24 protein-coding genes are annotated in these 26,406 nt (G+C 71.5%); 9 read left to right on the top strand and 15 right to left on the bottom strand.

Annotated features, from left to right (window positions below; genetic code table 11):
* Positions 1 to 92: 92 nt before the first annotated feature.
* The 3 genes from HEK131_RS25105 to HEK131_RS25095 form a co-directional block, all read right to left on the bottom strand.
* Positions 93 to 1,205: a HAMP domain-containing sensor histidine kinase gene (locus tag HEK131_RS25105; protein WP_217462457.1), complete on the bottom strand. Its 1,113-nt coding sequence runs from the start codon at positions 1,203 to 1,205 to the stop codon at positions 93 to 95.
* Positions 1,202 to 1,942 carry a response regulator transcription factor gene (locus HEK131_RS25100; RefSeq protein WP_161148422.1) on the bottom strand — a complete coding sequence of 247 codons (741 nt, stop codon included), beginning with the start codon at positions 1,940 to 1,942 and terminating at the stop codon, positions 1,202 to 1,204. The genes HEK131_RS25105 and HEK131_RS25100 overlap by 4 nt, the downstream gene beginning before the upstream one ends.
* Positions 1,943 to 2,050: 108 nt before the next feature.
* Positions 2,051 to 2,728 carry a spermidine synthase gene (locus HEK131_RS25095; protein WP_217462458.1) on the bottom strand — a complete coding sequence of 226 codons (678 nt, stop codon included), beginning with the start codon at positions 2,726 to 2,728 and terminating at the stop codon, positions 2,051 to 2,053.
* A 137-nt stretch (positions 2,729 to 2,865) separates the two neighbouring features.
* Here HEK131_RS25095 and lon point away from each other — a divergent pair, with 137 nt between their 5' ends.
* The gene (lon, locus tag HEK131_RS25090) at positions 2,866 to 5,295 is read left to right on the top strand and encodes an endopeptidase La (protein ID WP_432215674.1); all 2,430 of its coding nucleotides are present in this window, start codon (positions 2,866 to 2,868) and stop codon (positions 5,293 to 5,295) included.
* A gap of 63 nt (positions 5,296 to 5,358) precedes the next feature.
* Here lon and HEK131_RS25085 read toward each other — a convergent pair whose 3' ends face one another.
* Positions 5,359 to 6,177, bottom strand: a complete 819-nt coding sequence (locus HEK131_RS25085; RefSeq protein ID WP_244337113.1) for a lysozyme — start codon at positions 6,175 to 6,177, stop codon at positions 5,359 to 5,361.
* Between the two features lie 239 nt (positions 6,178 to 6,416).
* Between HEK131_RS25085 and HEK131_RS25080 the strand changes: the two genes are divergently transcribed.
* Complete coding sequence (locus HEK131_RS25080; RefSeq protein ID WP_217462460.1) at positions 6,417 to 6,908, top strand: MarR family winged helix-turn-helix transcriptional regulator; 492 nt, start codon at positions 6,417 to 6,419, stop codon at positions 6,906 to 6,908.
* Positions 6,909 to 6,927: 19 nt separating this feature from the next.
* Here HEK131_RS25080 and HEK131_RS25075 read toward each other — a convergent pair whose 3' ends face one another.
* On the bottom strand, positions 6,928 to 7,716 hold the full coding sequence (locus tag HEK131_RS25075) for a protein phosphatase 2C domain-containing protein (RefSeq protein WP_244337112.1): 789 nt from the start codon (positions 7,714 to 7,716) through the stop codon (positions 6,928 to 6,930).
* 381 nt (positions 7,717 to 8,097) lie between these two features.
* Between HEK131_RS25075 and HEK131_RS25070 the strand changes: the two genes are divergently transcribed.
* From HEK131_RS25070 to HEK131_RS25050, 5 genes are read left to right on the top strand one after another with little or no spacing between them, the layout of a single operon-like run.
* Entirely contained in the window at positions 8,098 to 10,851 is a 2,754-nt protein-coding gene (locus HEK131_RS25070; RefSeq protein ID WP_244337111.1) for a sensor histidine kinase, read from the top strand.
* Positions 10,848 to 11,348, top strand: a complete 501-nt coding sequence (locus HEK131_RS25065; protein ID WP_244337110.1) for a roadblock/LC7 domain-containing protein — start codon at positions 10,848 to 10,850, stop codon at positions 11,346 to 11,348. Before HEK131_RS25070 ends, HEK131_RS25065 begins: the two co-directional genes overlap by 4 nt.
* Complete coding sequence (locus HEK131_RS25060) at positions 11,345 to 11,764, top strand: DUF742 domain-containing protein (protein WP_161148428.1); 420 nt, start codon at positions 11,345 to 11,347, stop codon at positions 11,762 to 11,764. The genes HEK131_RS25065 and HEK131_RS25060 overlap by 4 nt, the downstream gene beginning before the upstream one ends.
* Positions 11,745 to 12,401: a GTP-binding protein gene (locus HEK131_RS25055; protein WP_161148429.1), complete on the top strand. Its 657-nt coding sequence runs from the start codon at positions 11,745 to 11,747 to the stop codon at positions 12,399 to 12,401. Before HEK131_RS25060 ends, HEK131_RS25055 begins: the two co-directional genes overlap by 20 nt.
* Before the next feature lie 30 nt (positions 12,402 to 12,431).
* Positions 12,432 to 13,685 (top strand): styrene monooxygenase/indole monooxygenase family protein, encoded by a 1,254-nt coding sequence (locus HEK131_RS25050; protein WP_244337109.1) that lies wholly within the window; start codon positions 12,432 to 12,434, stop codon positions 13,683 to 13,685.
* A gap of 40 nt (positions 13,686 to 13,725) precedes the next feature.
* On the opposite strand, the gene HEK131_RS25045 is transcribed toward HEK131_RS25050, so the two are convergent.
* From HEK131_RS25045 to ligD, 8 genes are all read right to left on the bottom strand, one after another.
* The gene (locus tag HEK131_RS25045; protein ID WP_244337108.1) at positions 13,726 to 14,772 is read right to left on the bottom strand and encodes a C40 family peptidase; all 1,047 of its coding nucleotides are present in this window, start codon (positions 14,770 to 14,772) and stop codon (positions 13,726 to 13,728) included.
* 114 nt (positions 14,773 to 14,886) lie between these two features.
* Complete coding sequence (locus HEK131_RS25040; protein WP_244337107.1) at positions 14,887 to 15,216, bottom strand: hypothetical protein; 330 nt, start codon at positions 15,214 to 15,216, stop codon at positions 14,887 to 14,889.
* The gene (locus HEK131_RS25035; protein WP_244337106.1) at positions 15,203 to 15,862 is read right to left on the bottom strand and encodes a TetR/AcrR family transcriptional regulator; all 660 of its coding nucleotides are present in this window, start codon (positions 15,860 to 15,862) and stop codon (positions 15,203 to 15,205) included. Before HEK131_RS25035 ends, HEK131_RS25040 begins: the two co-directional genes overlap by 14 nt.
* A gap of 38 nt (positions 15,863 to 15,900) precedes the next feature.
* Positions 15,901 to 16,839 (bottom strand): AurF N-oxygenase family protein, encoded by a 939-nt coding sequence (locus HEK131_RS25030; protein ID WP_244337105.1) that lies wholly within the window; start codon positions 16,837 to 16,839, stop codon positions 15,901 to 15,903.
* 131 nt (positions 16,840 to 16,970) lie between these two features.
* Positions 16,971 to 18,428, bottom strand: coding sequence for a penicillin-binding transpeptidase domain-containing protein (locus tag HEK131_RS25025; protein WP_244452136.1), 1,458 nt, complete (start codon positions 18,426 to 18,428; stop codon positions 16,971 to 16,973).
* A 41-nt stretch (positions 18,429 to 18,469) separates the two neighbouring features.
* A complete protein-coding gene (locus tag HEK131_RS25020; RefSeq protein ID WP_217462469.1) occupies positions 18,470 to 19,831 on the bottom strand; it encodes an FtsW/RodA/SpoVE family cell cycle protein in 1,362 nt (453 codons plus the stop codon).
* A gap of 31 nt (positions 19,832 to 19,862) precedes the next feature.
* Positions 19,863 to 20,273: an SH3 domain-containing protein gene (locus HEK131_RS25015; protein ID WP_244337104.1), complete on the bottom strand. Its 411-nt coding sequence runs from the start codon at positions 20,271 to 20,273 to the stop codon at positions 19,863 to 19,865.
* 131 nt (positions 20,274 to 20,404) lie between these two features.
* Positions 20,405 to 21,286, bottom strand: coding sequence for a non-homologous end-joining DNA ligase (gene ligD / locus HEK131_RS25010; protein WP_244337103.1), 882 nt, complete (start codon positions 21,284 to 21,286; stop codon positions 20,405 to 20,407).
* A 65-nt stretch (positions 21,287 to 21,351) separates the two neighbouring features.
* Between ligD and HEK131_RS25005 the strand changes: the two genes are divergently transcribed.
* The gene (locus HEK131_RS25005) at positions 21,352 to 22,425 is read left to right on the top strand and encodes a Ku protein (protein ID WP_244337102.1); all 1,074 of its coding nucleotides are present in this window, start codon (positions 21,352 to 21,354) and stop codon (positions 22,423 to 22,425) included.
* Positions 22,426 to 22,934: 509 nt separating this feature from the next.
* Complete coding sequence (locus HEK131_RS25000; RefSeq protein ID WP_244337101.1) at positions 22,935 to 24,002, top strand: hypothetical protein; 1,068 nt, start codon at positions 22,935 to 22,937, stop codon at positions 24,000 to 24,002.
* A 260-nt stretch (positions 24,003 to 24,262) separates the two neighbouring features.
* Here HEK131_RS25000 and HEK131_RS24995 read toward each other — a convergent pair whose 3' ends face one another.
* Together HEK131_RS24995 and HEK131_RS24990 are read right to left on the bottom strand one after the other, a co-directional pair.
* Entirely contained in the window at positions 24,263 to 24,646 is a 384-nt protein-coding gene (locus tag HEK131_RS24995) for a very short patch repair endonuclease (RefSeq protein WP_244337100.1), read from the bottom strand.
* Positions 24,647 to 25,041: 395 nt separating this feature from the next.
* The gene (locus HEK131_RS24990; protein ID WP_244337099.1) at positions 25,042 to 26,334 is read right to left on the bottom strand and encodes a DNA cytosine methyltransferase; all 1,293 of its coding nucleotides are present in this window, start codon (positions 26,332 to 26,334) and stop codon (positions 25,042 to 25,044) included.
* Positions 26,335 to 26,406 lie beyond the last annotated feature (72 nt).

Genomic DNA, 26,406 nt, shown 5'->3' with positions numbered 1-26,406 from the left:
TGCGCGGGCCCTTCCCTGATCACACGTGTCCGGCTGCGCGAACGCTCGTGGATCTTGATCCTCCGAGCTGAACCCTACGTCAACCGGAAGCGTCAACTCGACGCCGGAACAGCTCCCGGAAGGGTGACGATGATCCGGCATCCGCGCTCGGATTCGGCCACACCGATCCGGCCGCCGTGCAGATCCACCGCCCAGCGGGCAATGGCCAGCCCCAGACCGGTGCCGCCGTCGCTGCCCGGACCGTGCGGGCGGGTCACCTGGCCCCGATTGAACCGCTCGAAGACGCGGTGCCACTCCGAGCGGGGGATGCCCGGACCCTCGTCCAGCACCTCCAGCTCCAGCGACTCCGGGCGCGAACCGCGCCGTGCCTTCACCGTCACCCGGCCGTGCGGCGGGCTGTGCTTGACGGCGTTGTCTATGAGGTTCGCCACGACCTGGTGGATGCGCTCGGGATCGGCGTGCGCGGTCAGCTCCGGCGGGGACACGTCCAGGTGCAGATGCACGTCGGTACGGGTGTGGCTGCCGGAGCCGGAGGCGATGCCGGCGCGCGCGGAGGCGACCATGTTGGCCTCCTTGAGCACCCCGGACAGGTACGGCCACACCTCGAAGCGGCGGGCCTTCAGCGGGACCACGCCGTTGTCGAGGCGGGAGAGGTCGAGCAGGGTCTCCACCAGCCGGCCGAGGCGGTCGGTCTGGCGCAGCGCGGTGCGCATGGTCTCCGGGTCGGCCTCGGTGACGCCGTCGACGATGTTCTCCAGCACCGCGCGCAGCCCCGCGATGGGGGTGCGCAGCTCGTGCGAGACGTTCGCCACCAGCTCCTTGCGCTGGAGGTCCTGTGCCTCCAGCTCGTCGGCCATGACGTTGATCGTCACGGCCAGATCGCCGAGTTCGTCGCGGCGCCCCTCGCTCACCCGGCGCGTGTAGTCGCCGTGCGAGATGGAGCGGGCCACCGCGTTCATCTCGTCCAGCGGCGCGGTGAGCGAGTGGGCCACGAACTGGGTGATCAGCAGCGTGGCGATCATCGAGAAGACCGTGATGAAACGCAGTTCGGTCTTGGTGTGCACCGCGATCATGGACAGACCGGTGGTGATGAGCACCGAGATGACGACCAGCGCGCCCAGCTTGGTCTTGATCGAGAACGGGCGTACTCCGCCCCAGGGTTCGTCCCCGGAGCGTCCGCGCCCCGCTTCCCGTCCGAGACTCACGGCGTCGGCGTCTCCAGCGCGTAACCGACCCCGTGCACCGTGCGGATGCGCTCGGCACCGATCTTCCGCCGCAGCGCCTTGATGTGGCTGTCCACGGTCCGGGTGCCGGAGGCGTCCGCCCAGTCCCACACCTCGGCCAGCAGTTGCTCCCGGGAGAGCACCGCGCGCGGGGTGTTGGCCAGGCACACCAGCAGGTCGAACTCGGTGGGCGTCAGGTGGACGTCGTCCGCCTTCACGCGCACCCGGCGCTGGGCGTGGTCGATCTCCAGCTCGCCCAGGCGCAGTATGCCGGAGCGGGGAGTCGTCGCGGCCAGCGCGGCGCGCTCCATGCGGCGCAGCAGGACGTGCACGCGCGCGGCCAGCTCCCGCATGGAGAACGGCTTGGTCATGTAGTCGTCGGCGCCGACCCCGAGGCCCACCAGCATGTCGGTCTCGTCGTCGCGCGCGGTGAGCATCATCACCGGCACCGGGCGGGACGCCTGCACCCGGCGGCAGACCTCGAGGCCGTCGAAGCCGGGCAGCATGATGTCGAGGATCAGCAGGTCGGGCTGCCATGCCTCGGCCGTGTCGACCGCCGACGGACCGTCACCGGCGGTCTGCACGAGGAATCCCTCGGCGCGCAGCCGGGCCGCGATGGCATCGACGATCGTGGGGTCGTCCTCGACGACCAGTACCCGGCGCTGCGCGCCCTGAGACGTCGTCGCCGCACCGGTCTGGGAGGTGTGTGTCTGCTCCATCGCCCGCCCCTGTTGCTTTCCGGAATCCGTGGGGTGATCCCATGACTGCTATTGACGCTTGAATGATCCGCGTCACGCTGCACATTACGGGGACACGCCGGGCCATCGCTATCCAGGTCGGACGGCGAGATGGACCACGTCGGGAACGCCACGGGCAACGGGGACCTCTTCGGTACGCACCTGCCGGAACCCGGCATTCCGCAAGGTTCCTTCAAATTCCGGAGAGGGTTGTGCGGACCAGGTGGCGAGCACCCCACCGGGCCTCAACACCCTTGCGCACGCGGCGAGTCCGCGTGGTGTGTACAGGTTCTCGTTGTCCTCGGTGACGGTCCAGCCGGGCCCGTTGTCGATGTCGAGGCACAGCGCGTCGAACGTGTCCGATGTCTCATTGACGTAAGCCACGAGATCCGCCTCCACGACGCGTGTGCGCGGGTCGGCCAGCGCTCCGGCGGAGATTTCGGCCAGCGGTCCGGCGCGGTGCCAGTCGATGACGGCGCTCTCGCGCTCGATCACGGTGATCCGCCCCCAGCGGGGGTCGGCGGCCGCGTGCGCGAGGGAGAAGCCCACGCCCAGCCCGCCGATCAGCACCTCCGGCGCCGGGCGTCCGTCCAGCGCGTCGCGGGCCGCGTCCACCAGCAGGCGCTCCGAGCGGCCGTCGGACGTGTCCATCAGGAAACACCCGTTGGCGATGATCTGCAGCAGCTCCCCGCTGCGGCGCAGCACCACCTCCCCGTACGGCCCCTCGCGCCGGTCCAGGACCACAGGGCCTTCGTGCGTGGCAGTCATGCCGACATCCTGCCCCGCTCCTCTCGGAAGTCTTCGTTCGCCCAGAGCGAACGCCGTTCGAGGAACATTCAAGTGCTTGCGTGCATTGAGTCAGTGTTGAGTCAGGGTTGCTCAAGTTGACTGCCAAAGGGGAGATCATGCCTGATGAGTCGGGTGAGTCCATGGAGTTCACGCTCGTCCTGCCCGTGCTGCCGCTCGACGGCGAGGTCGTGCTGCCCGGGATGGTCGTTCCGCTGGACCTGAGCGACGCCGAGGTCCGGGCCGCCGTGGAGGCCGCCCAGGCCGCCGCGCGTCCGGAGTCCGGCAAGCCGAAGGTGCTGCTGGTCCCGCGCATCGACGGCACCTACGCGAAGACCGGTGTGCTGGGCACCGTCGAGCAGGTCGGCAGACTCGCCGACGGCGACCCCGGCGCCCTGGTGAAGGGCCGCCGCCGGGTCCGCATCGGCGCGGGCACCACCGGCAACGGCGCCGCCCTGTGGGTCGAGGGCGTCCCGGTCGAGGAGACGCTGCCCGACCCGCTGCCGGGCCAGGTGACCGAGCTGGTCAAGGAGTACAAGGCGCTGGCCACCGCCTGGCTGCGCAAGCGCGGCGCCTGGCAGGTCGTGGACCGGGTCCAAGCCATCGACGGCGTCTCCGCGCTCGCCGACAACTCCGGTTACTCGCCCTTCCTCACCACCGACCAGAAGACCGAGCTGCTGGAGACCACCGACCCGGTGGCCCGCCTCAGGCTCGCCACCCAGCAGCTCCGCGACCACCTCGCCGAGCAGGACGTGGCCGAGACCATCGCCAAGGACGTCCAGGAGGGCGTCGACAAGCAGCAGCGCGAGTTCCTGCTGCGGCGCCAGTTGGAAGCGGTCCGCAAGGAACTGCGCGAGCTGAACGGCGACGGCACGGACACGGCCGAGGAGTCCGACGACTACCGCGCCCGAGTGGAGGCCGCCGACCTGCCCGAGCACGTCCGCGAGGCCGCGCTCAAGGAAGTGGACAAGCTGGAGCGCTCCTCCGACCAGTCCCCGGAGGGCTCCTGGATCCGCACCTGGCTGGACACCGTCCTGGAGATGCCGTGGAACGAGCGGACCGAGGACGCCTACGACATCCAGGGCGCCAAGGAGATCCTGGACGCCGAGCACGCCGGTCTCGACGACGTGAAGGCGCGCATCACCGAGTACCTCGCGGTGCGCAAGCGGCGCGGTGAGCGCGGCCTCGGTGTGATCGGCGGGCGGCGCGGCGGTGCCGTGCTCGCGCTGGTCGGCCCGCCTGGTGTCGGGAAGACCAGCCTCGGCGAGTCCGTCGCGCACGCCATGGGGCGGAAGTTCGTCCGGGTCGCCCTCGGCGGCGTGCGGGACGAGGCGGAGATCCGGGGCCACCGGCGCACCTACGTCGGCGCGCTGCCCGGCCGTATCGTCCGCGCGGTCAAGGAGGCCGGGTCGATGAACCCGGTCGTGCTGCTGGACGAGATCGACAAGGTGGGCTCGGACTTCCGGGGCGACCCGGCCGCCGCCCTCCTCGAAGTGCTGGACCCGGCGCAGAACCACACCTTCCGGGACCACTACCTGGAGGTCGAACTCGACCTCTCCGACGTGGTCTTCCTCGCCACCGCCAACGTGCTGGAGGCGATCCCGGAGGCGCTGGCCGACCGGATGGAGATCGTCCGGCTGGACGGCTACACCGAGGACGAGAAGGTCGTCATCGCCCGCGACCACCTGCTCCCGCGCCAACTGGAGCGGGCCGGCCTGACCGGCGAGGAGGTCACGCTCGACGAGGGCGCGCTGCGCAAGATCGCCGGGGAGTACACCCGCGAGGCGGGCGTGCGCACCCTGGAGCGGACCGTGGCGCGGCTGCTGCGCAAGGTCGCGGCCCAGCACGAACTGGGAGAGCGGGAGCTGCCGTTCACCGTGCGCGAGGAGGACCTGCGCGCTCTGGTCGGACGCCCGCACCACGTGCCCGAGTCCGCGCAGGACCCGGCCGAGCGCCGTACGGCCGTACCCGGCGTGGCGACCGGGCTCGCGGTCACTGGCGCGGGCGGCGACGTGCTGTACGTCGAGGCGTCGCTCGCCGACCCGGAGACGGGCGCGGCGGGGCTGACCCTCACCGGGCAGCTCGGTGACGTGATGAAGGAGTCGGCGCAGATCGCGCTGAGCTTCCTGCGCAGCCGGGGCGCCGAGCTGGAGCTGCCGGTGGCCGACCTGAAGGACCGGGGTGTGCACATCCACTTCCCGGCGGGCGCGGTCCCCAAGGACGGGCCGAGCGCGGGCATCACCATGACCACCGCGCTGGCCTCCCTGCTCTCCGGCCGGCTGGTCCGCACGGACGTGGCGATGACCGGCGAGGTCTCGCTGACCGGGCGGGTGCTGCCGATCGGCGGGGTGAAGCAGAAGCTGCTCGCCGCGCACCGCGCCGGGGTGACCACCGTGATCATCCCCAAGCGCAACGAGGCCGACCTGGACGACGTCCCGGCCGAGGTGCTGGAGAAGCTCGACGTGCACGCGGTGACCGACGTGCGCCAGGTGCTGGAGCTGGCCCTCGCGCCGGCCTCCGCCGGGGCGGAGCTGCCGGTCGCGGCCTGAGGCAGGGCGAAGGCCCGAGTCCCCTTCCTGTGAGGGGGCTCGGGCCTTTCGCGTACGCGGGGCTCAGCCGTTGGCCAGCGCCTGCACCCGGTCCAGGGCGCCGTTGAACTTGTCGTGGTCGCCGACCGTCGGGCCGGAGGAGGTGTACTGCCACATCGTCTGCACACCCCAGCCGGCCGGCAGCGTGCCCGGCGCGGTGGCGTACCGGGCGATCCACAGCGGGTAGACCGCGCCGAAGGCCGCGGTGTTGCCCGTGCACTGGGTCCACCAGCTCGTCGCCGTGTAGATCACCGCGTCCCGGCCGGTGCGCGCCCGGTAGGTGTTCAGGAAGTCCGCGATCCAGTTGGTCATCGCGGCCGCGGACAGGCCGTAACAAGCGGCGCCGTACGGGTTCCACTCGATGTCCAGCACGCCGGGCAGGGTCCGCCCGTCACGCGACCAGCCGCCGCCGTGGTCCACGAAGTAGTTCGCCTGCGCCGCGCCGCTCGTGGTGTCCGGGGTGGCGAAGTGGTACGCGCCCCGGATCATGCCCACGTTGTACGAGCCGTTGTACTGCTGGGCGAAGGACGGGTTGGTGTAGTAGGTCCCTTCCGTGGCCTTGGTGTAGGCCCAGCGGACTCCGCTGTTCCACAGCGTCGCCCAGTCGACGTTCCCCTGGTGACCGGAGACGTCGACGCCCTCGGTCTGGGCGGCCCTGGTCCCCGCCGGGGCGCCGGAGCTGCCGTCGTGGGAGAGGACGCCCATGCCGAGGTAGGCGTCGCCGCGGTGGGGCGCGGCCTGGGCGGGAGCGGCGGCGAGGACGAGGGACAGCGCGCCGAGCAGGGCCGTGAGCCAGACGGCGAGTGCGCGCGGGCGGGTGCGGCCGGGTCTGTACGCGGGCATGGCGTGGCCTTTCGGGAGTGAAAGTGGGGGGAGCCTGGGATGACCGGGATGACCGTCGGACCTGTGCGGTGGGGGTGTGCGGCAAGGGCCTGTCGAAAGAAGCTACGCACGTAGACGCGGGGGTGGGAAGAGGGTCCGGATGCCGCCGTTGGTCTACGCCTGCGAAATACTGACGGAGCTGCGGCGATGACGGGGTCCGGCAGAAAATTTCAGACGCGAAACCGGGCAGGGGTACTGAGGTGCACGAGGACGGAAACAACGGTACGGGCGGCGGAACCGCACCCGTGGCGCCGCGCTGTGTCGACCAGGAATTCCTGGCGCTGGAGCGCGAACTGACCGTGCTGCTGCGGCGGGCACGGGCCAACCAGGGCGAGATGGCCCGCGAGGTCCACCCCGACCTGGAACCGGCCGCGTACGGCCTGCTCATCCGGCTCGACGAGCAGGGCGCCCAGCGGGCCACCGATCTGGCCGCCTACATCGGTGTCGGCAAGGCCACCATGTCCCGCCAGTTGCGCGCCCTGGAGGACTTGGGACTGATCGCCCGCGAACCCGACCCCGCCGACGGCCGCGCCTGGCTGGTCACCCTCACCGGCGAGGGCCGGGGCCGCGTGGGCCAGGTCCGGGAGGCCCGCCGCGCCCGCTACGTCAGCCAGCTCGCCCACTGGGACCGCCGCGAGGTCGCCGAACTCGCACGGCTGCTGCACGAGTTGAACGGCATCGCGGAGAAGTAGCCGTCTGCCCCACGGGCCCTCACAGCTCCACGTGGACGGCCGTCGCGTCGTCGTGCGTCTTGCTGCGGCCAAGGAACGCCCGTTCCTCGCGGTCCGCCGACTCCAGCTCCCGCACCCGGTCCACCAGTGACCGGGTGCCCTCCTTGGCGACCAGGTCGAACAGGGCCGTCCAGTCGCCCTCGTGGAACTTCTCCGTCCAGCGGGCCGCGCCGTCCGTCAGCGTCACCAGCGAGCGCACCCGGGCGCGCGGCACCGTGCCCGTCACCGCGCGCCGGGCCACCGCGGGATCGGCGGCGGCCGTGAAGAAACCGCCCTCCTTGTTGCGCAGCTCGGCGTCCACCCGTTCCGCGCTCGCCAGCGCCGAACGCGGCAGCCGGGCCAGCCGGTCGTCCAGCACCGGGGTCACCGTGCCGTCCGGCGCGCGCAGCAGCAGCGCGGAGTCCGAGAGCACCAGGTACTCCACCGTCCGGTCCGACCAGCGCACCAGCACCACCGTCGCCTGGGGCGTACGCGGGTGAGAAAGGTCACAGGTGATCAGATGGGCCTCGGATGTTTGACGGATCGCCCGACCGAGAATCTCCGCCAGCGTCAGATCTCGGTGGGAAACGGTCAGTTCGGTCAGCGCGCCGCCCAGCCGGGCGGTGAACCAGGGGACCGGGTGCGAGCAGCCCGGTGCCTGCGGGGGCGGTGTCACTCCGTCCAGCAAGATCACGCAACCGCCCTGTCCGGAGGCGGGTAGTCCGACCCCCGCGAAGTCCTCGTTGGGCCGGCCGGCGTCGCCGGGTTCCGAGACGAGATCAGTACGCACACCACCAGTCTGCACGAACCCTTCACGAGCCGGGGAGACGGCCGGAGTGCGCGCCGTCATCGGCGCCATCACCTGCTCCGGACGCCGGAATTGGCGGCAAATGACATGGTCCGGGAATGCGTGGCGGCGAATATTGCCAAAGCCTGCCCCGCGCGTCCAACCGGCCCGCCGCGCAAGGGGGCTCGGAGCGCCGCCGCGACTTGCCCGCCAACTCCCTGGGCATGTTCACTCCTTCGGGTGGCGGGTCAGGTGATGCGCGGCCACTGCCCACCGGCGCTGGGAGGGTCGGGAACCACGAATCGGGTGTACGCACCACTTGGCACCGAGACGACGGGGCGCCGCCCGGCCCTTCCGTAGACGAGTTCAGGATTGCGAGCACCGGTGCAGAAGAAGCGGCCTCGGCGCACAGGCAGGCAGACGGCCCCCGAGGGGACCGAGCAGACCCCCGTGGGCGCTGGACGCCCCACCCATGTGCGCAACCGGCTGATCGTCGCCGTGGCCGTGGTGGCCGCTGCCATCGCCGCTGCAGGCGCCCCCGCCCTGCTCACCGCCTCCCAGGACCTCAATGAGTCCCAGGAGCTGGTGACCCTGGCGGACGAGACGCAGGACGCCCTCGCGCTCGCCCACTCCCTGGCCGACGAACGCGACGAGGTCACCTCCTACGTCGCCGCCGGACGCCCCAAGACCAAGGCGCCCTCGGAGCAGCGCGGCGCCCGTGTCGACCGCCAGGTCGAGGACCTGCGCGCCGACACCGACCTGCCGGCCAAGCTGCGCACCGCGCTGGACGGCATCGCCACCGTCCGCCGCGCCGCGCTGACCGGCAAGTCCGACGCGCCGCGCACGCAGCAGGCGTACTCCGCCACCATCACCGAACTGCACCGGCTCGCCGAGGAACTGGCCGAGCGGACGCCCCCGCGGGCCGGCTCCGGCGCCTACGCGCTCGCCGAACTGGACTCCGCCGTCCAGCAGTCCGCCGCCGCCCGCGGCCTGCTGCTGGCCGCGCTCAGCGTCCCCTCCACGCCCCGCACCGTGATCAGCCCCGTCACCGGGCTGCCCGTCACCACCAGCGGCAGCACCGAGGCCGACACCGCACGCCGCGACGCGCTCACCACCGCCGCCCAGCGGGCCCGGCTGCGCGCCGACGCGAGCCTCGCGACCTTCCGCGAGACCGCGCCCAAGGCGGCCGTCACCTCCTACGACTCCACGGTCACCGGCCCCGAGGTCAACTCCGCCGACAAGTACCTCGACCTCCTCACCGAGCAGCCCACCTTCGGCGACCGGCAACTGGCCGTCAGCGCCAAGAAGCTGGACGCCGCCCTCTCCGCCCGCGTCGACCTGATGCGCGGCGCCGAGTCCGCTCTCTACGAGCGCCAGGGACAGAGCCTCGCCACCCTCCGGGACGACGACGTCACCGGCCTGGAGATCCGCATCGCGGTGCTCGGCGCCCTGATGCTGGTCGCCGTCGGCATCGCCACCGCCATGGCCCGCACCCTGACCCGGCCGCTGTCCGTGCTGCGCCGGGGCTCGGCCCGCCTGGCCGGCGCCGAGGACCCCGTCGGACAGGAGCCGATCGCCTTCACCGGCCGCAACGACGAGTTCGCCCAGGTCGTCCGGTCCGTCAACGCCCTCCACGCGCACGCCGTCACCCTGCACGAGCGGGTCGCCACCCTGGAGGCCGACCGCAAGCACCTGGTCGGACAGCGGCAGAAGATGGCCGACGCCCGCGAGTCGCTGCGTGCCGAACTGACCGACTCCAGCGCCCAGCTCGAGAGGCTGCGGGAGAGCATCGGCGGCACCTTCGTCAACCTCGCGCTGCGCACCCTCGGACTGGTCGAGCGCCAGCTCTCCGTCATCGAGGGGCTGGAGGAGCGCGAGCAGGACCCCGAGCGCCTGGCCACCCTGTTCAAGCTGGACCACTTCGCCACGGTCATGCGCCGCCACAGCGAGAACCTCCTGGTCCTCTCCGGCACCGAGCACATCCAGCCCGCCCACGGACCGGTCCCGCTGGTCGACGTGGTCCGCGCCGCCGTCAGCGAGATCGAGCGCTACGAACGCGTCCGCATCGCCGCACTGCCCCCGCACGCCCACGTGGCCGGCTTCGCCGCCGACGACCTCTCCCACCTGCTGGCCGAGCTCATGGAGAACGCCAGCTCGTTCTCCCCGCCGGACCTGCCCGTCGAGGTCTCCGCCTGGCTGCTGGAGTCCGGCGAGGTCATGCTCTCCGTCCAGGACGAGGGCATCGGCATGGCCGACGAGCGCATGGAGCGGCTCAACGGCCGCCTCGCCGACTTCGACCCGGAGTCGCCGTACGAGCAGGAGGGCGAGGACGGCCTCGGCCTCGGGCTGTACGTCGTCGCCCGGCTCGCCCACCGGCACGGCATCCGCGTCCAGTTGCGCGAGCAGAAGCAGGGCGGGGTCGCCGCGGTCGTCGTCCTGCCGCAGTCGCTGCTCACCGAGACCCCCGTGGGCGCGGTCCCGCACCCCGCCACCCGCGCGGACTCCACCCAGAGCTTCTCCCTGCCCGGCGCCGACGCCGAAGCCAACTCCAACGTGCTGCGCGGCCGCCCCAAGGGCGCCGACCCGCTCGTCGCCCTCGCCGAGAAGGCCGTGGCCGACAACGCCGCAGCCGAGAAGGCGGCCGCCGGGAACGCCGTGCCGGACAGCGGCGCCGGCGACCCGGTGATCCCGAGGCAGGCCACCCGCGAACTGCCGCCCGAGACGGTGCCCGAGGCACTGCCGGAGCCGGCCCCCGAGACCACGATGGAGCTGCTGCTCCCGGCGGCCGCCCCCGCCGACGGGAACACGGCCGCCACTCCCGAGCCCGCCACCCCCCTCCCCGCCGAGGCCACGCACGACCGTGCCCCGGACGAGACGGAGGAGAAGCTGACGAGCAAGGGCCTGCCCAAGCGCACCCCGAAGATCACCGCACCCGAGGCCCCGGTCCGACCGCGCGCCACCGGCGTCGACGCCGAGGCCCTGCGCCGCAGGCTCGGCGGCTTCCGTAAGGGCGCCCAGGCCGGGTACCGGGACGTCGAAGCGGAGATCGCCGAGCACACGGCGCAGAACCAGCGGCCCGCCACCAGCGCGAACGCCGAAGAGTCCACGGGGGGACACGCCGAGGAGGCAAGCAGTTGACCACGCCCAGTACCTACGGACTGAGCAGTGAAGCCCGCAACCTGCATTGGCTGCTGACCAACCTGGTCGAAGAAGTACCCGGTATCCAGTCGGTCGCGGTCGTCTCCTCCGACGGCCTGCTCCTGCTGTCGTCCGACCCGAGCCGCGCCGAGGCGGAGCGGCAGAACCGGCCGGTGACCAAGGGGCCCCGCGGCTCCGCCGCCGACCTCGCCACCATCGTCTCCGGCATCGGCAGCCTCACCGTGGGCGCCGCCAAGCTGATGGACTTCGGCACGGTCAGGCACACCATGGTCGCCATGGACGAGGGGAGCCTCTTCGTCATGTCGATCAGCGACGGCTCGCTGCTCGGCGTGCACGGCTCCGCCGAGTGCGACATGAGTGTGATCGCGTACCACATGGCGCTCTTCGTCGGCCGGGCCGGACATGTGCTGACCCCGGAACTCCGCAGCGAGCTGCGGAAATCCATGGAGTCCGAGCCGAGCGGGAGCGTCCGATGAGCGCCATCGCCAAGAAGACGCAGCTCCCCACGCGCGGCGACCGCAAGGCCGCCCGTGTGCGCCCCTACTCGCTCACCGGGGGCCGCACCCGGTTCGGCCACGTCCTCCTGGTGGAGACGTTCGTGGCCGCCACCGCGGCGCTCGACGCCCCCGAGGAGCGCAGGGAACTGACGAACGGCACGTCCCCGCGCGTGATGCCGGAGATGCTCGCCATCGTCGAACTGTGCCGCCGTATGCGCACGGTGGCCGAGATCGCCGCGCTGCTGAGAATGCCGCTCGGCGTCGTCCGCGTGCTCCTCAGTGACCTCGCGGACCAGGGAAAGATCCGTGTTTACGGCACCGGAACCGGTCACGGCACCGGCCGTCCGGACCGCGCGCTGCTGGAAAGGGTGCTGAGTGGACTCCGCCGTCTCTGACGCGACCGCCCCCGTCGGGAACGCTCCCCTCGTCGACGGCCTGGCCGAGCCCGACGGGGAACTGAAGTCCTGGCAGCAGGACCGCAGCCGGGCTCCCGTCGCCACCAAGATCGTGGTGGCGGGCGGCTTCGGCGTGGGCAAGACCACCCTGGTCACCGCGGTCTCGGAGATCACCCCGCTCCAGACCGAGGCCCTGATGACCCAGGCGAGCGAGGAGACCGACGACCTCACCGCCACGCCGGGCAAGACCTCCACGACCGTGGCCATGGACTTCGGCCGCATCACGCTCGACGACGACCTGGTGCTCTACCTGTTCGGCACGCCGGGCCAGCAGCGGTTCTGGTTCATGTGGGACGACCTGGTGCGCGGCGCGATAGGCGCCGTGGTCCTCGCCGACACCCGGCGGCTCAAGGACTGCTTCCCGGCGCTGGACTACTTCGAGAGCTGCGGCCTGCCCTACGTGGTCGCGGTCAACCACTTCGACGGCAGCGACATGTTCGGGCCGGAGGACGTGCGGGAGGCACTGACGATCCCCGCGCACATCCCTGTCATGATCATGGATGCGCGGCGCCGGATCTCGGTGATCGAGACCCTCCTGGCCCTGGTGGGCCACGCGCTGGACGTAACACCCGAGTAGCCCCCAGTCCCCCCGTAGGAGCAACCCCGCATGCGGAAGATACTCGTCGTCGGAGCCGGTCAGTCCGGTCTCCAGCTCGCCCTCGGCCTCCAGTCGCACGGCTACGAGGTCACCCTGATGTCCAACCGGACGGCGGACGAGATCCGTTCCGGCCGGGTCATGTCGACGCAGTGCATGTTCGACACGGCCCTCCAGCACGAGCGTGACCTCCAGCTCAACTTCTGGGAGTCCCAGGCCCCGAAGATCGAGGGCCTCGGCGTCTCGGTCGCCGCCCCCGGCTCCTTCGACCCCGGCCCCTCCCAGCGGGCCATCGACTGGGTCGGCAAGCTGGACGGCTACGCGCAGTCGGTGGACCAGCGGGTGAAGATGGCCGGCTGGATGGAGACCTTCGCCCAGCGCGGCGGCCAGTTGGTCATCCACGGCGCGGCCGTCGGCGACCTCGACTACTTCTCCCGCACCTACGACCTCGTGCTGGTCTCGGCCGGCAAGGGCGAGCTGGTGTCGATGTTCGGCCGCGACCCGGAGCGCTCCCCGTACACCGAGCCGCAGCGCGCGCTCGCGGTGGCGTACGTGCACGGGCTCGGCCCGCGTCCGGAGCACCCGGAGTTCGACGCGGTCCGCTGCAACCTGGTGCCCGGTGTCGGCGAGATGTTCGTGATGCCGACCCTGACCACCTCCGGCCGTGCCGACATCCTCTTCTGGGAGGGCATACCCGGCGGCCCGCTCGACGTGTTCAACGGCATCAAGGACCCCGCCGAGCACCTCTCCCTGACCCTGGAACTCATGGAGAAGTTCCTGCCCTGGGAGTACGCGCGCGCCACCAAGGTCGAACTGACCGACGCCGGCGCCACCCTGGCGGGCCGCTACGCGCCGACCGTGCGCAACCCGATCGGCCGGCTCCCCGGCGGCGGTCTCGTCCTCGGCGTGGCCGACGTGGTCGTGGCCAACGACCCCATCACCGGCCAGGGCTCCAACTCGGCCTCCAAGTGCGCGGCCGCCTACCTCGCCTCCATCCTGGAGCGCGGCGACCAGCCCTTCGACGAGGAGTGGATGAAGGCCACCTTCGACCGCTACTGGGCCACCGCCCAGCACGTCACCAAGTGGACCAACGCCATGCTGGCCCCGCCGCCGGAGCACATCCTCAACCTCATCGGCGCCGCAGGCCAGCTCCAGCCGGTCGCCGACCGCTTCGCCAACGGCTTCAACGACCCGGCCGACTTCGAGAACTACTTCTACGACCCCGCGAAGGCGGAGGCGTACGTCGGCTCGGTCGCCGGAGCCTGACACCCTCACACCGACGCCCCTTCGGCCCCGTGCCCGCCTGTCACAGGCGGCGCGGGGCCGCGTCCGGTCGTACGGCGCCCAGCACCGGATTGGACGCCAGAGGGGAGATCCGCACGTTCTCCCCGGTGCGAGGGGCCTGGACCACCTTGCCGTCGCCCAGGTAGAGGGCGACGTGGGTCGCTTCGGGGAAGTAGATCACCAGGTCGCCGGGGCGCAGGCTGTTCAGCGGTACGTGGGGGAGACGGGCCCACTGCTCCTGGCTGGTGCGGGGGATCGGGGTGCCCGCGCGGGCCCAGGCGCGTGAGGTCAGGCCCGAGCAGTCGAAGGAGGCGGGGCCCACGGCGCCCCAGCGGTACGGCTTGCCGATCTGGTCCAGGGCGTAGCCCACCGCGCGGCCGCCCTCCGCCGAGGCGGGCCGGTCCTCGCCGAGGGCTCCGGAGTCGGTGAGGCGCTGCTGTGCCTGTGCCACCCCGTCCTGCTCCAGCCGGGACACCTCCCCCTGCTGCTCCGGGGTGAGCGAGGCGAGGAGGCGTTCCACCTCGGACAGGCGCCGCGTCACGTCGTCGCGCTGCTTCCTGTGCCGGTCGGCCAGCGTGAGCTGGGTGTCCAGGGCCTTGCGGGCCGCCCCGGCCAGGGTGTCCGCGCGCTTCTCGGCGCCGGTCAGCCGGTCCAGGGTGGCGGCGCGCTCGGTGGCGACCCGGCCGATGACATGGCCCTCGTCGAGCGCCTGCTGCGGATCGCGGGCCAGCAGCAGCCGCACGTAGGGGGAGAAGCCGCCGGAGCTGTTCTGGTACTGCGCCCGGGCCAGCCGTCCGGCGTCACCCCGGCTGTCACGCAACGCCAGCCGCGCGCGGGCCAGTTCACCGTCCAGGCGCCGCACCTCGGCGCGCTGCGCGGTCAGCTTCTCGGCGGTGGCGTTGTAGGTCTCGGTGGCCTGCTCGGTCTGCCGGTACAGCCGCTGAAGGTCCGTCAGGAGCTGGGTGACCGGGCGCTGCGGCTCCGGCGCGGCCGCCGCGGGCAGGGGCGCGAGCGCGACCTGGGCCGCCATCGCGGCCGTACAGGCCAGGTGCAGCAGGGTTCCTGACATGACATCACCTCCGGTGCGAAGGGCGGCGGACCTCCCGCCTGCCTCCGTACCGCGAGCTTCTGCCGCGTCCCGCCGGGTCCGCGCGCCGAACGTGCGCGGACCGGCGCAACCTTGTCACCCGGTCGGGTCGTCCGGCTTGCCGTGCGGCGTGTTGTCCCGCCCCGGCCGGGACCAGGGCCAGCGGAGCCGGTCGGCGTCGCCGAGGCCCTCGGGGTCGTGCACGTACTTCCACCCCCGCACCAGCCCCAGCCGCCTGGTGTGCCCGCGCGGGGTGCGGCGGTAGACCAGCACGGTGGGCGGCCCGCCGGCCGCGTCGGGGACGGGGATGCGGTACGTCTTCGGGGGGTGGCCGGTCGGGCCGAGCAGCACCGGCAGCACCCGGCCGTCCATGGGCCCGCCCTCGAAGGGGGTGTCCTGACTCTTCACGCCCTCAGTGTCGGTCATCCCCGCTGACCGCGGCGACGACGGCCGCCGTCTGCGGGTCGCGCCCGGCGGTCACCGCCAGCACGGCCGTGAACTGCTCGACCAGCCAGTCCCGCAACTCGTCCCTGGGCGGACGCTTGCCCTCGTCCAGCCAGATCAGGGACGACGCCTCCACCGCCGCGATCCACATCCGCACCGTCATCCGCAGCCGGGGGCCCGGCTCGGCCACCCCGAGGTGGCTGAAGAGATGCTCGGCGGCGGTACGGCGCACCTCGTCCACGATGGCCGTCGTCCGGGAGGTCCCCACCACGCTGCCGCCCTGGAGCAGGGCGCTGAACCCGGTGTCGTGCTCTTCCACGAAGGCCAGATAGCGGTCCAGGGCGCGCGCGAGCCGGGGTGCCAGCGGGCCCTGGCGGGGTTCGTCGAAGCACAGCCGCAGCGCCTCGGCGGCCGACTTCAGCGCGGCCTCGTAGAGCTGCTGCTTGCCGCCGGGGAAGTAGCGGTAGACCAGCGGCCGGGAGACCCCGGCCGCCTCCGCCACGTCGTCCAGCGACACGTCCTCGGGCGCGCGGTGCGCGAAGAGGGACAGCGCCGACTCCAGAAGCTGGCTGCGGCGCCGCTCCACACTGAGGCGTCGATAGGCGGGGGTGGCGGCCTGCGGGGTCATGCCTGGCAGCGTAATCGCTCCGCTTCCGCCGGCAGGCGTCACGCCAGCAGCCCCGACGCCTTCCACAGCCGCCGGCCGGCGCCGCGCAGCACGCCGATCTCGTCCAGGAAGTCGGTCAGCCGCTTCGAGCCGCTCTGCATCACCTCGCGCCGGTGTCCGCTGGCCTTCACCTGGGCCAGTGCCTCGCGCCTGTCGAGGCCGACGTTGGTGTACACCTCCGGGTTGATGAAGGCGACGGAGAAGATCCGCGCGAACTCGCCGGAGGTGACGCGGGTGAACTCCCGCGACCACTTCGGCGCCGTCACCATCTGGCGGCGCAGCTCCTCACGGGCGTACCGGACGTGCCGGGCCTCCTCCACGACGTGGATGCGCGTGACGCCCCGGATCAGGGGCTGCACCCGCTCGTCGGGGAAGGTGAGGCGCTGCATCCAGTCCAGCACCTCCTCGCCGAGCAGCGTGGCGGTGAAGGAACCGGGCGTGGTGGAGATGGTCTTGAACAGGCGCCCGAGGTTCTGGTGGGCCCGGCTCACCGGGTACCAGGGGGTGCCGCCCCGGGTGATCACGCGGGCGAACATCTTGGAGTGCCGGCACTCGTCCTCGATCTCGGTGAGCGCGTACCGCACATGAGCGCTGGTGGCCGGCTTGTCGTAGATGTGCCGGACCAGCAACTGCATGAGGATCAGCTCGAACCAGATGCCCAGCGAGGCCAGCGCGGCCGCCTCGTGCCGGGAGAGGTCGATGCGCTGCTCCTCGCTCATCCGGTGCCACAGCGGGGTGCCGTACAGCGACACCAGCTCCGGGGGCCAGAACCACTTGCCCTCCTCGAAGGGGGCGTCCCAGTCCAGCTCCTTGTCCGGGTCGAAGGAGTGCTTGGCGGAGGAGACGAGCAGTCGCTCGGCCACCTGCTCCCGGTCCTTGAGCGCGCCCAGCGCGTCGCGCAGCCCGTCGAGCGCGTCCTCTTCCGTCAGGGTCGTCATGGCCTGAAGTCACCTCGTCCAGCCAGGGGTACGTCATCGTCCGCCTCTTATGAGACTGCGTGTCAGCAAGGGCGTCAATCCCCTGCGCACGACTTTCACCGAAGACGAACACCCCTGCGGCCGCGCCCGGTTCAGGAACCCAGCACAGCCCGCATCACCTCGCGGGCGATCGGCGCCGCGTCCCCGCCCCCGCTGATCTCCCCCCGGTCCGCGGAGGCGTCCTCCACCACCACCGCCACCGCCACCTCCGGCTCCGGGGCGCCGTCCGCCTGCGCCCAGGAGACGAACCAGGCGTACGGCACCCCGGTGTTGCCGACCCCGTGCTGCGCGGTACCCGTCTTGCCGCCGACCATGGCACCCCGGATCGCCGCGTTGCCGCCCGTGCCCCGCTCGACCGCGTCCCGCATCAGGTCCTTCAACTGGAACGCCGTCGACGGCCGCATCACCTGCGTCAGCGGATGCGCACGGCCGCCCGCCACCGTCTCGCCCCCGGACCGGGTGGTCCGCTCCACCAGATACGGCGCCCGCGCCTGCCCGCCGTTCGCCACCGCCGCCGAGACCATCGCCATCTGCAGCGGGGTCGCCCGCGTGTTGTACTGCCCGATGGAGGACAGCCCCAACTGCGCCTTGTCCACCGTCGTGTCGAAGGTCGACTGCGACACCGCGAACGGCACCCGCAGCCCGGTGTCGTTGAAGCCGAAGGCCCGCGCCGTCGCCGCCATGTCCGCGAGCCCCACGTCCACGCCCAGCTTGGCGAACACCGTGTTGCAGGACCACGCGAACGCCTCCCGCAGCGAGGTGTTCCGGCAGCCGTCGGCCTCGTTGGTCAGCCGGGTCGTGGTGCCCGGCAGCCGGTAGGGGTCGGGGGAGTCGGTGGGCGCGTCCGGATCCGTGACCACCCCCGCGTCCAGCGCGGCCGCCGCCGTGACCACCTTGAACGTCGAACCCGGCGGATACGTCTGCCGCACCGCCCGGTTGAGCATCGGCTTCTCCGGATCGGCGTTCAGCCGCTCCCACGCCGCGGAGGCGGCCGCACTGTTCCCGGACAGCCGCGCCGGGTCGTACGACGGGGTGGACACCAGCGCCAGCACCTTGCCCGTGGCCGGCTCGATCGCCGCCACCGCCCCCTTGCGCCCGCCCAGCCCCCGGAACGCGGCGAGCTGCGCCTTCGCGTCCAGCGTGGTGACGACGTTCCCGCCGGGGCCCGGCTCGCGGGCCGCGTCGTTCCACACCGGGAACCCCGACAGCAGCGGATCGGTACCGGACAGCAGTCCGTCCTCCGCGTGCTCCAGGAACGTCGAGCCGTACCGCTGCGAGGCGAAGCCGGTCACCGGGGCGTACAACGGGCCGTCCAGATAGGTGCGTTCGAAGCGCAACTGCTCGCCCGTGTCACGGGAACCGGTGACCGGCGCGCCGCCGACCAGGATGTTCCCGCGCGGCTGCTGGTAACGGGCGATGGCCGAGCGCCGGTTGGCCGGATTGCCGTCGTACGACCCGGCCTCCACCACCTGCACGCGGCCCGCGTTGACCAGCAGGGCCAGCAGGAGGAGGCCGCAGAAGCCCAGGGCGTGCCGGATGTACGGGGCCATCGGGCGATTGGCGGGGGTGTCGCCGTACTCGCCGGGTCCGCTCACGGCGCCTCCTTGCCGTCGTACTGGCTGCGCGCCGAGTCGCTCACCCGGATCAGCAGGGCCACGATCGCCCAGTTGGTGACGACCGACGAGCCGCCCTGGGCGAGGAACGGCATCGCCATGCCGGTCAGCGGGATCAGCCCGGTCACCCCGCCCGCGATCACGAACACCTGGAGCGCCAGGATCGACGCCAGCCCCACCGCGAGCAGCCGGCCGAACGGCTCGCGCAGGGCGAGGGCCGCCCGGAAGCCGCGCTCCACCAGCAGGGCGTACAGCAGGAAGATCGCCGCCAGACCGGCGAGGCCCAGCTCCTCACCGGCGGTCGCCAGGATGAAGTCCGACTTGGTGGCGAAGCCGATCAGCGTGGAGTGGCCGAGCCCGAGCCCGGTGCCGGACATCCCGCCCGCCGCGAAGGCGAACAGCGACTGCGCGAGCTGATTGGGTCCCTGACCGGCGTCGATGGTGGCGAAGGGGTGCAGCCAGTCCTCGATCCGCCCGTGCACGTGCGGCTCCAGATGCCCCACCGCCCACGCGCCGAGCACCGCCAGCACCAGCCCCACCGCGATCCAGCCGGTCCGCCCGGTCGCCACGTACAGCAGCACCACGAACAGGCCGAAGAACAGCAGCGAGGTGCCGAGGTCGCGCTCCAGCACCAGCACCCCGACGCTCAGAAGCCAGATGGTCACGATCGGCCCGAGCACCCGCCCGGTCGGGAACTGCAGCCGCCAGATCCGGCGCCCGGTGTACGCGAGCGCGCTGCGGTTCGCGGCCAGGTACGCGGCGAAGAACACCGCCAGCAGCACCTTGGCGAACTCGCCCGGCTGGATGGAGAACCCGGCGATCCTGATCCAGATCCGGGCGCCGTTGACCGCCGGGAACAGGATCGGCAGCAGCAACAGCACCAGCGCCGCCGCCACGCACACGTACGAGTACCGCTGGAGCACCCGGTGGTCGCGCAGCACCAGCACCACCACGATGAACAGCCCCACGCCCAGCGTCGACCACACCAACTGCGCCGGAGCCGCCCGGTCGGCCGGGGTCTGGAGGTCCAGGCGGTAGATCAGGACCAGCCCGAGCCCGTTCAGCAGCACCGCGATGGGCAGCGGCAGCGGATCGGCGTACGGCGCCCGCAGCCGCACCGCGAGATGCGCCAGCAGCGCCAGCCCGCCGAGCCCCGCGCCGTACCCCACCGCGCCGGGCGGCACGGCACCGGTGCGCGCCAGACCGACCGCGCAGTAGCCGTACACCGACAGCAGCACGGCCAGCACGATCAGGGCCAGTTCCACCCCGCGCCGCCGGGGCAGCACGGGGCCCGGGGCGGTCGCGGGTGAGGTGGGCGGCGCGGTCCCGGCCTGGGTCATGAGCACGCCCCGTGCGGCCTCGGGCGGGGGATCAGCACCAGCGCGGGGCGGGCCCGACGTTGCCGATGTACCGGGCCGAGGCCCATGCCCAGGTGCCGTCCGTGAGCAGGTACCACAGCGGGTTGCCGCTCACCCGGTCGCCGTTCACCTTGCAGTAGATGGACACGTGCTCGCCCTGCTCGGCGAAGCGGACGCGGCGGGTGCCGCGGTCCGGGCGGTCGTGCAGCCAGATGCCGCCCTTGGCCGTGACCACGCCGTCGTAGCGGCGCGGGTCGCGGTCGCCCCGGCCGCCCGCCTGCCCGTCGGGACCCCCGGCGCCCTCCGGCTGCTGGGCGGCCGGTACCGGCCCGTCCGCGGCACCGGCGGGCACGGCCCCGCCGAGCAGTACGCCCGTCACGGCCGCCAGTGCCAGGCCGTGGAAGAGGACGGAACGCAGGGACATGGAAGACCTCCGAAAGCGGACGGAACTGACTAACCGCCACATTAGGAGGCGGTCACGGCGACTGCCCGCGCAGTGGGCCATCGGGGAGGGGAGTCGCCGCGTCCTTGCTCCACTCGGCCCGCAGCCGGGTGTCAGGGCAGCGGCGCGGCCCGGTCGGGGTCCAGCAGGCCGGCGAGGAGGTCCCCGTACCGCTCCAGCCGGGGCGCGATGTCCCCGGCCAGGAACTCCAGGTCGGCCGGTTCGCGGCAGCGCTCGACCTCCTCCCAGGTGACGGGCGTGGAGACGGCGGGGGCGGTGCGGGCGCGCACGGTGTAGGGAGCGGCCGTGGTCTTGCGGGCGGCGTTCTGGCTCCAGTCGACGAACACCTTGCCCGGCCGCAGGCTGCGCGTCATCCGGTGCAGCACCAGCCCGGGCATCGCCCGCTCACCCTCCACCGCGAGCGCCTTGGCGTAGTCGCTGGCGTCCTGCGAGGAACCGCCGCGCACGGCCGCCAGCAGGTGCAGCCCCTTGGACCCAGCGGTCTTGGCGTACGTCTCGATGCCGTCCACCGCGAGCCGCTCGCGCAGCCACAGCGCGACCTCGCAGCAGTGGACGACCGTCGCGGGCGAGCCGGGGTCGAGGTCGAAGACCAGCCGGTCGGCCTCGTCCGGGCTCCGCACCCGCCACTGGTGGGTGTGGAACTCGGCCACCAGGTTCGCCGCCCAGACCAGGCTCGGCAGGTCCTGGACCACCACCATCCGCGCCGCGCCCGCCGAACGGGGGACCTCGGCGGTCGTGACCCAGTCGGGCGTACCCGGCGGCACGTTCTTGGTGAAGAACTCCTGTCCGCCGGGGCCGTCCGGATAGCGCAGGAAGGACACCGCCCGGTCCCGCAGATGCGGCAGCAGCACCCCGGCGGTGGTGGCGTAGTAGTGCACCAGCTCCGCCTTGGTGAAGCCGGTCTCCGGGTACAGCACCTTGTCCAGGTTGCTGAGCGTGACCCGCCGCCCCTCCACCTCCGTCACTGGCGTCATAGGATGACAATCCCAGAAACGGGACGAATGGGATAAACCGGAACCGTACGGAAGGGACCCGGCACGTGCGATCCATATGGAACGGCGCCATCTCCTTCGGCCTCGTCAGCATCCCGATCAAGCTGGTGAACGCCACCGAGAACCACGCGGTCTCCTTCCGCCAGGTCCACACCGAGGACAACGGCCGCATCCGCTACCGCAAGGTCTGCGAACTGGAGGACCGCGAGGTCACCCAGTCCGAGATCGGCAAGGCGTACGAGGGCGCCGACGGCGAGATCATCCCGATCACCGAGGACGACCTCTCCCACCTCCCGCTGCCCACCGCCCGCACGATCGACATCGTCGCCTTCGTACCGGCCGACAGCGTCGACCCCCTCCAGATGGACGCGGCGTACTACATCGCCGCCGCCGGAGCCCCGGCCGCCAAGCCGTACACCCTGCTGCGCGAGGCCCTCAAGCGCAGCCACAAGGTCGCCATCGCCAAGTTCGCGCTGCGCGGGCGGGAGCGGCTGGGGATGCTGCGCGTGGTCGGCGACGTGATCGTCCTGCACGGCCTGCTCTGGCCGGACGAGGTACGCGCCCCCGAGGGCGTCGCCCCGGACGTGGACGTCACCGTCCGGGACAAGGAGCTCGACCTCGCGGACGCCCTGATGGACACCCTGGGCGAGGTCGACATGTCCGAGCTCCACGACGAGTACCGCGAGGCCCTGGAGGAGGTCATCGCCGCCAAGGCCGCCGGCGAGGCCCCGCCCGAGACCCCCGCCCCGGCCGGCAGCGGCAAGGTCCTCGACCTGATGGCGGCGCTGGAGAAGAGCGTCCGCGAGGCCCGCGAGTCGCGGGGCGGAGAGGCGGAGGTCAGGAACCTGCACGGCCGGGGCACCCCCAAGGAGACGGGCGCGAAGAAGTCGACGGCCACGACGGGGAAGGCGGCGGCGAAGAAGACCGCGAGCCCGCGGAAGTCGACGTCGAAGGCGGGGGAGCGGGCCGGGGCGGGGAAGCAGGCGACGAAGTCGACGGCCAGGTCCGCGTCGACGGCCAAGTCCACGTCCAAGGCGGCGGCGAAGAAGTCCGCGGCCAAGAAGACGCCCGCGAAGAAGCCGACGGCGAAGAAGGCGGCTTCGGGGAAGCGGTCGGCTTGAGGCGGTCGGGCTTGGGGTGGTCGGGTCTGAGGTGGTCGGGCTGAGGCGGTCGGGCTTGGGGTGGTCGGGTCTGAGGTGGTCGGGCTTGAGGTGATCGGGCTTGAGGCGGTCGGGCTGAGGCGGTCGGGCTGAGGCGGCGGGCTTGAGGCGGTCGGGTCTGAGGCGGTCGGGCTTTAGCCGGTCGGGTCTGAGGTGGTCGGGCTGAAGCGGCGGGCTTGAGGTGGTCGGGCCTGAACGGGAGACCCTCGTCACCTCGCCCTGCTCACGCCGGCACACCCCACTCGTGCCGTCCCCCCCCTCCCGGTCCCGTTCCGCCCGCGCCGGCGATCTCGGCCACCTGGCCGCCCGTGCCCCGCGAGTTGGGGCGTGTCGCCGGGCCCGGCGACGTCGGCACAGGGGGCCGGTGCGTGGCCGAACCACGTGCTCAGGGTCGGCGCCCGCGCACGTGGCGGCATCCCGTACCTCGGATTCACCTCCCCGAACGGCGCACCCTCAGGCACGATGAACATGTGACATACGTGGTGACCGTGGCGATGGCCCCGCCCCAGGGGGCTCCGGAACTCGACGCGCTGCGCCGGGAGGGAGTCGTCTTCCTGCTGCGCAAGGGCTTCGACTCGCTGGAGGCGGTCGAGGGCCCGGACGGCATGGAGGTCGACCTGCTGGACGACGTGATCGCCGCCCATGCGGGCGGGGCCCTGCTGAAGCTGTTCGTGGACGCCCCGGCGCTGGAGTTCGCGGAGGACGCGGCGCGGGAGGTGGTGACGGAGCTGATGGAGCGCACCGAGCCGCTGGCCGACTGGCGCCTGACCCGCTGCGCGGTGGAGCTGAACTCCGAACTCCTCCAGGAGAGCCTGGACGCGGCGGGCGGCCCCGACGCCCCACCCTCCGACCCGGCGGAACGCGCCCGGCGCCACGCGGCGGGCACCACCCCCGCGCCCCCGGACAGCCCCGGCCACTCGGAGAGCCAGGCGATGCGCACGAGGCTCCGCGAACTGGCCCCGACGCTCTCGGCGTTCACCCTGGAAGCTTTCGGCCACCACGAGTCGGTGACGGACTGCGAGGTCGGCAAGGAGGCGGCGGAGATAGCGGCGGGCGCCGTGGTCTACGCGATCGACCTCCTGGTGGACGAACTCTTCACCGACCTGGCCGCCCTGGAGGACGACGGCCCCACGGTCGCCCGCAGCAACGCGACGTTCATGATCCTGGACGACCTGCCCCCGCACCTGACGGACGCGTACACCGTCCTGTTCACCCGCCGCCTCACGGTCACCGCGATCACCCTGACGGGCCGCCTCACCCGCCCCCCGTTCGACCACCCCACCTGCCTGGCCGAGGAACTCCTCCTGAAGTCCCTGCTGAACCAGGCGGAGGTGACGGCCGACCTCTACAGCCTCCTGTCGGACGAGGTAACCCAGGCCCTGGAAACCTTCGCCACCACCCTCCACCCCCCGACCCCACCCCAGCCTCCGACCCCGGACGACCCGGACACGTGGTTCACGCCGTACACGCCGGTTTCGCCTGTGCATCCTTATGCGGCGAATGAGGATGAGGAGAGGGTGGTGGAGTTGCCGGAGTGAGGGGCAACGTTTCGGCGCGGGGGTTGACCTTGCGGAGTTGATCGTCAACCGGTGCGGCCAAGTTGCGGTGGCGTGCGGGGACTTGCGCGCCCGGTGTCGCGGTCTGCCTGCGGGCTGGTTCGGGTCTCGGCCACGGATGGCTGGCCGCAGCATGCGCGGCTCCCTACCTGGGCGCCTGCAGTTAGGCGGGGGGCCTCGGGTCATTAGGCGAGGCCGAAGGGGGCTGCGGAGCCCCACGCAACGCAGGTGGGTTGTGGGTATCAGAGTGCGGCTCTACGGCACTCAACTGTCGCCTTGATTTCCTCGGCGGCAAGCTCTAGATCCTCGTGCTCCCAGAAGCGGAGCACCATCCAGCCCTCATCCTTGAGCGCGATTGTGGTGGATGCGTCGCGGTCTCGATTGTCCTTGATCTTCTGCCCCCACTCCGCGCCGCTCTTTCTGGCAGGTCGGTAGTGATCTGGGCAGCCGTGCCAGAAGCAACCGTCGACGAAGACCGCTACCTTGGCTTTGGGGAAGACGACGTCCGCTGTGCGTCGCAGCTCGGGGAGCGGGCGAATACCCACCCGGTAGCGCAGCCCTCTGCGGTGCAGGGCGGTGCGCAATTTCAGCTCCGGTTTGGTGTCTTTGCCCTTGTTCGCGGTCATGACCGCGCGAACGGAGACCGACGAGGCCGTCGAACTCGGAGGGAGGAGCTCGTCAATCACCGTGCCGGCTTCCCGTGCCTTCGCCCACGCGAGAGTGAGGTTCGCCCTACGCGTCGGTTCGTGTACCTCGCAGACGTACTTCTCCCTCGTCTCCCCATTGTCCGACCAACGGAGGTACGCACGGATACGGCGAGTACTCCGGAACAGTCTGAGTTGGATGGACCCGCGGGCGCAAGAGCCATCGTCGAGCGGCACGGCTCGGCGGTGTCGGCCCCCTGCGGCTCTGTCTTGCTCGGCGCTGCGTTTGTCGCGGGGCAGACCGGGACGTGCCTTGTACGCCTTCGCGGGCGGCAGCCGATCATTCCAGCCCCGCTGCGTGCCGACCGCCTCCTGTGTCATGACTTCTCCAGGGCACCGACCGAGTTCAGGGCGGCGGCGACTGCGTCCGCGAACACCGTGCCCAGCTTCACCGGCACAGCGTTCCCCAGCTGCCTCATTTTCTCGCCACGCGGGCCAGCGAGCGTCCACTCATCCGGGAAGGTCATAACTCGCGCGGTCTCGCGGACCGTCATGTATCGGTAGCCGCTTCCATCGAACGTCGGGTCGTCCATCATCATCACGGACTCACCGCCGGGGACGCCGTGCACACCAGCCTTGACAGTCTTAGCCGGCCGGTCAAGGAGGTTGGGGGTATGCCCGGTGTAGACCCGGGCGCCAGGCCACCCAAAGTGGTCGGAGATCACCCCCACCTGTTCCTTACCGTTGACCGCCTCCTCGCTGACTGGCGGCAGGGAGCGTCCCTCGAACTCGTCAACACCGTGGATCGCGTCCCGAAGAGTCCGCCACGGCCGAAGGGTGAGCTTCTCTTTGGTCTTCGGGTTGTTGTAGTTGAGCTTCGGCAGATTCGCGATGGCGCGAGCCTTCGCTGCCTCCGAGACCTCCCGGTGGCGGGCCCAGTACTCTCCGCCCTCACGCATGGAATGGATCAGCGCCTCGTCGGAGTGCGTGTCCTTCGGTGCAAATTTGTCCCATTCGGCATCGTTCAATCCGAGGTCGGCACGAAAGGCGACGATCACGACCCGCTGCCGGATCTGTGGGACACCGAAATCAGCGGCGTTCACGGGATGATGCTGCACGATGTAACGCTCGGAGGCGGGCACCGAGTCGTTGGCGAGCAGCTTCTCCAGAACCTCGTTGTGTTCCTCCCACGTTGCGTCCTTCTCACGCTCGACGAAGGGGAGCCTCATCTCGTTGAGGATGTACTGGAAGTAGGGGTTGAACGATTTCCGGAGCAGACCCCGAACGTTCTCGCAGATGACGGCCTTCGGTCGCATCTCTTGGATGGCGCGGAACATCTGCGGAAACATGTTCCGCTCGTCCTCCGTCCCCTTGGCGACGCCGCCCAGACTGAACGGCTGGCATGGTGGCCCGCCAGCGAGAACGTCGACCTTGCCTCTCAGGTCCTTGAAGTCGTTCCGTAGTAGGCGGACGTCACCCGGCTTCAGCGGCCACTTCCCGCCCCCCGGCATCTCGTTCGTCTGGAGGGTCTCGATGGCCCGCTTGGCGTACTCGTTCACGAGCAGCGGTCGGAAGCCAGCGTTATGGACCCCCATGGCGAGGCCGCCGCCGCCAGCGAACAACTCGACACAGGTACCCACCTCGGGATGCTTCTCTCGCAGCTCAGACATGGGAAAACCATACCGCGGAGTTATGGATCAAGTGAGCCTTCGTGGGAATCTGGCACCGTGGCCCCCAACTTC

Source organism: Streptomyces seoulensis (genome assembly GCF_022846655.1).
Classification (GTDB): Bacteria; Actinomycetota; Actinomycetes; order Streptomycetales; family Streptomycetaceae; genus Streptomyces.
This window is presented reverse-complemented; position numbering and strand designations above follow the sequence as displayed.

Coding starts and splice junctions, on each gene's coding strand:
- HEK131_RS25100 (WP_161148422.1), bottom strand. CDS start 1,942: ATGGAGCAGACACACACCTCCCAGACCGGTGCGGCGACGACGTCTCAG.
- HEK131_RS25095 (WP_217462458.1), bottom strand. CDS start 2,728: ATGACTGCCACGCACGAAGGCCCTGTGGTCCTGGACCGGCGCGAGGGG.
- lon (WP_432215674.1), top strand. CDS start 2,866: ATGCCTGATGAGTCGGGTGAGTCCATGGAGTTCACGCTCGTCCTGCCC.
- HEK131_RS25085 (WP_244337113.1), bottom strand. CDS start 6,177: ATGCCCGCGTACAGACCCGGCCGCACCCGCCCGCGCGCACTCGCCGTC.
- HEK131_RS25060 (WP_161148428.1), top strand. CDS start 11,345: ATGAGCGCCATCGCCAAGAAGACGCAGCTCCCCACGCGCGGCGACCGC.
- HEK131_RS25050 (WP_244337109.1), top strand. CDS start 12,432: ATGCGGAAGATACTCGTCGTCGGAGCCGGTCAGTCCGGTCTCCAGCTC.
- HEK131_RS25045 (WP_244337108.1), bottom strand. CDS start 14,772: ATGTCAGGAACCCTGCTGCACCTGGCCTGTACGGCCGCGATGGCGGCC.
- HEK131_RS25040 (WP_244337107.1), bottom strand. CDS start 15,216: ATGACCGACACTGAGGGCGTGAAGAGTCAGGACACCCCCTTCGAGGGC.
- HEK131_RS25035 (WP_244337106.1), bottom strand. CDS start 15,862: ATGACCCCGCAGGCCGCCACCCCCGCCTATCGACGCCTCAGTGTGGAG.
- HEK131_RS25030 (WP_244337105.1), bottom strand. CDS start 16,839: ATGACGACCCTGACGGAAGAGGACGCGCTCGACGGGCTGCGCGACGCG.
- HEK131_RS25025 (WP_244452136.1), bottom strand. CDS start 18,428: ATGGCCCCGTACATCCGGCACGCCCTGGGCTTCTGCGGCCTCCTCCTG.
- HEK131_RS25020 (WP_217462469.1), bottom strand. CDS start 19,831: ATGACCCAGGCCGGGACCGCGCCGCCCACCTCACCCGCGACCGCCCCG.
- HEK131_RS25015 (WP_244337104.1), bottom strand. CDS start 20,273: ATGTCCCTGCGTTCCGTCCTCTTCCACGGCCTGGCACTGGCGGCCGTG.
- ligD (WP_244337103.1), bottom strand. CDS start 21,286: ATGACGCCAGTGACGGAGGTGGAGGGGCGGCGGGTCACGCTCAGCAAC.
- HEK131_RS24995 (WP_244337100.1), bottom strand. CDS start 24,646: ATGACCGCGAACAAGGGCAAAGACACCAAACCGGAGCTGAAATTGCGC.
- HEK131_RS24990 (WP_244337099.1), bottom strand. CDS start 26,334: ATGTCTGAGCTGCGAGAGAAGCATCCCGAGGTGGGTACCTGTGTCGAG.